This window comes from Nocardiopsis halophila DSM 44494 (genome assembly GCF_000341245.1).
GTDB lineage: Bacteria > Actinomycetota > Actinomycetes > Streptosporangiales > Streptosporangiaceae > Nocardiopsis_A > Nocardiopsis_A halophila.
In genome coordinates this window covers 1-4,556 of the sequence record NZ_ANAD01000274.1, presented here as the reverse complement: position 1 = coordinate 4,556, position 4,556 = coordinate 1, and the positions used below count along the sequence as shown (strand labels likewise).

The window sequence follows — 4,556 nt, the reverse complement described above, 5'->3', positions numbered from 1 at the left end:
GCACCTTCCCCTCCAGGGTCCGCGAGGCCCTGGTGGCCACGGCGGGCACCTGCCAGTGGGAGGAGGGGTGCTCGGTTCCGGCGCGGTGGTGCCAGGGCGACCACCGCACCGAGTGGTGGGAGGGCGGGGCCACCACCCTGGGCAATGCGCAGCTGCTGTGCGGGCGGCACAACCGCGAGAAGCACATGCGCCGCCTCCAGGCCCACTACCGGGCCCGGGCCTCCGGGGCCGGAGGCCACCGCCCCGGAGGCCACCGGGACACCACCCGCCGGCCGGAGCAAGGGCCCGGCGGGGACGACGATGACGGGTCACTAACCGAGGCCGCATAGGCCACCGGGTTCAGGCCCAGGAATCACGGGCTTCTCCGGATCGGGAAGCACTGGGGGTAGGGCACATAGTGCACCAGCGGAGGATCACCGAACTTCCCGCCTCGGCGGGTAGCCGCCCCTGCCTCTCCAGGAGGACCCCCGCCGAGGGGCTCACAGGAAAGGCTTGGGCCCCGGATGGGGCCCCTCCCCCGCTACGTCTGTCACTTCCCCGTGAACGGCCTGCTCGGTGGGGCTGCAATGGATCATGCGAAGAATTTTGTACTGCATGATCCAAAACGATGATAGCGTCCCAGCCATGGGACGACCCCGGAAGTTCGACGAGGAGCGCGTCGTCGATGCGGCCTGCCGCGTGTTCTGGCGCAAGGGATACGAGGCCGCGTCCGTCGATGAGCTGTGCGCCGAGACCGGCCTGACCCGGAGCAGCCTGTTCAACGCCTTCATCTCCAAAGAGCACCTGTTCAAGCGGGCGCTCTCGCACTACCTCTCCACCCGTTCGGCCCGACAGGCGGAGGTGCTCGACACTCCCGGCGTCCCCGGCGCCGAGCGGATCCGCCGGGTGCTCGCCCTGGTCCTGGAGGACGAGGCGGCCAACCGCGGCGGTGAGGGCGAAGGCGGCCCCGGGTGCTTCTCGGTCAACACCATCACCGTGATGGCGCACCTCGACCCGGAAGTGGCCCGGCTCGTCGAGGCCGACCTGCACCGGCGCCTGTCGTCCCTGCGGCTGGCCCTGATGGACGGTCGGCTGGACGGGTCGATCACCTCCGACCGCGAACCCGGTGAGCTGGCCTGGTACCTCAATTCGGTGATCTCGGGGATGCGCGTCTCCGGGCAGGCCGGTGCCGACTCGGCCGCGCTCGAAGCGGTCGCCGCGGCCGGAATGGACGCCCTGAGCGGCTGAAGCCGCGTCCGGTGAGGGGTGGAGCCGCCCGGAGCGCGGGAAGGCCCACCCTTCCGCCTGCCCGGCCGGCCGGTGATTGAGAGCCCTGTCAGGGTCGAGCCGCGGCCTCGCTTGCCGAAGTTTTGGTCTACACAGTCCAATATTGGAAAGGGACCGGATGACGAACACCCACAGAGCAGAGGCGACCGCGGAGCCGCCCCCGCCGGGCACGCCCGGTGCGTCGGAGGGGCGCCCCGGACATCCCCGCGAGCGGGTCCCGCCAGCCGTCCACCTTGTGGCCCTGGGCATCTTCACCATGGTCACCAGCGAGTTCGCCGTGGGCGGCCTGATGCCGCGGATGGCCGAAGGGCTCGGCACCGGCGTCCCGCAGGTCGGCTACCTCATCACCGCGTTCGCCCTGGCCATGGCCGTCGGCGGGCCGGTCGCCGCCACGGCCCTGCACCGGCTGCGCCCGACGACCGCCCTGCTCGTGCTCTACGCCGTTTTCCTCACCGGGAACGCACTCGCGGCCGCCGCGCCCGGCTACACCGTCATGCTCGTGGCGCGTGTGGTCACCGGCGCGGCCTCGGGCGCCTTCTTCGGCGTGGCGCTGAGCGTGGTGGCACGCATCACCCGGCCGGAGCTGCGTGGCCGCGCCACCGGCGTCGCGATGCAGGGGCTGATGGTCGGCACCCTGCTCGGGCTGCCGCTCGCGACGTTCCTCGGTGAGCTGTGGGGGTGGCGGGCGGCCTTCGTCGCGATCGGCGTCCTCACCGTGGTCGCGGCGGGCGCGAGCGCCGCCGCCCTGCCGCGCCTGGACCACCTGGAGGCGGTCGGTGGACTCGGCCGCGAGGCCGCGGTGCTGCGGGACCCGCGGCTCATCGGCGCGATGCTCTGCTCGACCCTCATCATCGGTGCGACCTTCGCGGCCTTCTCCTACTTCACGCCGATCCTCACCGAGGTCACGGGCTTCTCCAGCGGGACGGTCCCGTTGCTGCTCCTCGCCTATGGGGCCGCGACGGTGGTGGGCAACGCCGTGGTCGCGCGCTTCGCCGTGTCCAGGACCCTGACGGTGATCGCCGCGGGGCTGGCCCTGAACACCGCCTTCCTGGTGACGTTCGCGCTGGCCGCCGGCCACAAGGCGCCCGCCGTCGTGGCCATGGCCGGGATCGGGCTCGTGGGGGTCACCATGAACCCGGCCATGATCACCCGCGTGCAGCGGATCGGGAACGCCGGTCCGCTGGTCAACACCGTGCATTCGTCCTTCATCACGATGGGCGTCGTGGTCGGCTCGTGGGTCGGCGGCCTGGGGGTCGACGCATTCGGTCTGCGGGCCCCGTTGTGGACGGGGGCGGTCCTGGCCCTTGTCGGTCTGGCGACCCTGCTCCCCAGCGCGGCAAGGCGGCTTCGAGAGTGACGCCCCCTCTCTCCCCCTGGGGCTTCCGGGCTCGTGTGTAGCCGTTGTGCGTCGGAATCAGCATGTGTAGCTTCCGATGATGGAGCCGAATGAGAGACGCACCGATCAGGGTGACCGATGGATCAAGGCGTCCAAGGAGAGCGTCTACCAGGCGATGGTGGACCGGCACGGCCTTGAACGGTGGCTGCCGCCGTCGGACATGGTCGGGCGGATGGAGCGGTTCGACCCGCGGCCAGGGGGCGGCTACCGGATGGTCCTCACCTATAAGGGGCGGGGAAAGGGCAAGGCGACGGAGGGCTCCGACATCGTGGAGGCGGAGTTCACCGACCTCGTTCCCGGCGAGAGGGTCGTGCAGCGCGTGGAGTTCGTGGCGGACGACCCCTCCTTCTCCGGGACGATGACGATGTCCTGGCTGCTCGACGAGGAACACGGCGGCACCCGGGTGACCATCAGGGCGGAGAACGTGCCGCCAGGGATCTCGCGCACCGACCACGAGGCCGGCCTGGCCTCCAGCCTCACCAACCTGGCCGCCTACGTGGAGGCCGACGGGGCGGAGTGACCGCACCGGGAGCGCCGCTCCCCTCGGAAGCCCTGGCTCGGTGCCCGCCCCTCAGTCCCACCAGAGGAACCAGCCACTGGTGGGGGCGACCTTCTCCGCGAGCGCCGCGACGGACCCGATCCCCTGATCGACGATGTCCGGGCAGTAGGCGTACATCTCCATCGCGGCGAGGGCGGCGCCTCCGGGCGTCGTCGGTGCGCGGTCGACCAGCAGCTCGATCACGTCGCCCGTCATACCGACCAGGTCGGCCCCGTACTCCTGGTGGAAGTGCCGGAGTACCGCCATGTGGTGGTCGCCCTCCAGGGCGTGGTTGCCCGCGCCGCCCCAGCGCAGGAGGGCGGGGACCTCATGTCCCGCGGACGCCCGCACCAGCATCAGCAGGGTGCTGGGGGAGGCGACGGACCAGGGGGTGGAGGGCTCCGGTGCGAAGCGGGAGCCGCGGTCGGGTGTGGCCAGCCGGGATTCGGCGATGAGGTTCTGGGCGAGGTCCGCCGCGTCGTGGACGAGGTTCGGGGCGGGGCCCGGAGAGGAGAGTTCGACGAGTTCTGCCGCCGCTGAGAAGCGAGCGGCCTCCGACGGAGGGGAGCCGTGGCGGCAGGTGTCGTCGGTGTCCTCCATGAGGAAGGTGCGGGCATAGAGGTCCTGGAGGAGGGAGACCGGGTCGTGTTTGTCCCCCAGACCGAGGGCCGAGGTGTCGAGCGCGCCGTCGAGCATCTCCCAAGGCGGGAGTGCGGGGGACGGTGCGCCGCTCAGGACGGGCCACCACCCGCTGGACTCGTGGAGTGCGCGCAGAGAGGACCAGAGGGGGAGGACGTCGGCCTCGGGGACGGCGGCGACGTATACGGGAGACCCAGCGATGTCCACCGCGACCCGATCCATCTCCGGGAGCGAGCGGCCGCGCTGCGCGCAGGCGGTGCGCAGAACGGGGATCGGCATAGGAAGGTGCATGTCGCGACCCTAAGGATGCACGCGGACAAGCACGGCGGGATCCGCCGAAACTGTGGACATCTCCAAGGGGCGCCGAGGCCCGTGGTGCTCCCGGCGCGGGTCGGTGGACGGAACAGGCAGGTCGGGGCGTTCGCCGTCTCTGGCGCCGTCCTCGACGGCGGCTCTGTGCGGAGCCGGGGCGAGCGGCGTGCGGTGGACGAGGGAGAGGCAGGCTGGAGGGAGGCGCAGAGCACATGGCGCTGGCCCCGGATCCGGTTTGGCGTAGGGGATTCGAGCGGCTATAGTCATCCAGGTCGCTCAGAGCGGGGGCAAGAGCCCCGGACTCGGGCGGCGGTCTTCTCTCGGTCGAAGCGAACACCGGACAACGGTGGGCGTGACCGCATCCTTCCGGAAACGGAACACTTGGTTCTGAGCACCGGCGAACCG

The 4,556-nt window shown here is 71.3% G+C and carries 5 protein-coding genes; 4 read left to right on the top strand and 1 reads right to left on the bottom strand.

The genetic code is table 11. The features are described 5' to 3' along the window. The 4 genes from D450_RS31600 to D450_RS0128855 all read left to right on the top strand — a co-directional run. A partial coding sequence (locus D450_RS31600; RefSeq protein ID WP_039821158.1) for an HNH endonuclease occupies positions 1-329 on the top strand: 329 nt, incomplete at its 5' end. Positions 330-624: 295 nt separating this feature from the next. Next, complete coding sequence (locus tag D450_RS0128865) at positions 625-1,227, top strand: TetR/AcrR family transcriptional regulator (RefSeq protein WP_017542106.1); 603 nt, start codon at positions 625-627, stop codon at positions 1,225-1,227. A 157-nt stretch (positions 1,228-1,384) separates the two neighbouring features. Next, complete coding sequence (locus D450_RS0128860; RefSeq protein ID WP_169541703.1) at positions 1,385-2,623, top strand: MFS transporter; 1,239 nt, start codon at positions 1,385-1,387, stop codon at positions 2,621-2,623. Between the two features lie 76 nt (positions 2,624-2,699). Further along, positions 2,700-3,182: an SRPBCC family protein gene (locus D450_RS0128855; protein ID WP_017542104.1), complete on the top strand. Its 483-nt coding sequence runs from the start codon at positions 2,700-2,702 to the stop codon at positions 3,180-3,182. Between the two features lie 51 nt (positions 3,183-3,233). Here the strand turns inward: D450_RS0128855 and D450_RS0128850 are convergent, their stop codons facing one another. Beyond that, a complete protein-coding gene (locus tag D450_RS0128850) occupies positions 3,234-4,130 on the bottom strand; it encodes a DUF4253 domain-containing protein (protein WP_017542103.1) in 897 nt (298 codons plus the stop codon). Positions 4,131-4,556: the final 426 nt, after the last annotated feature.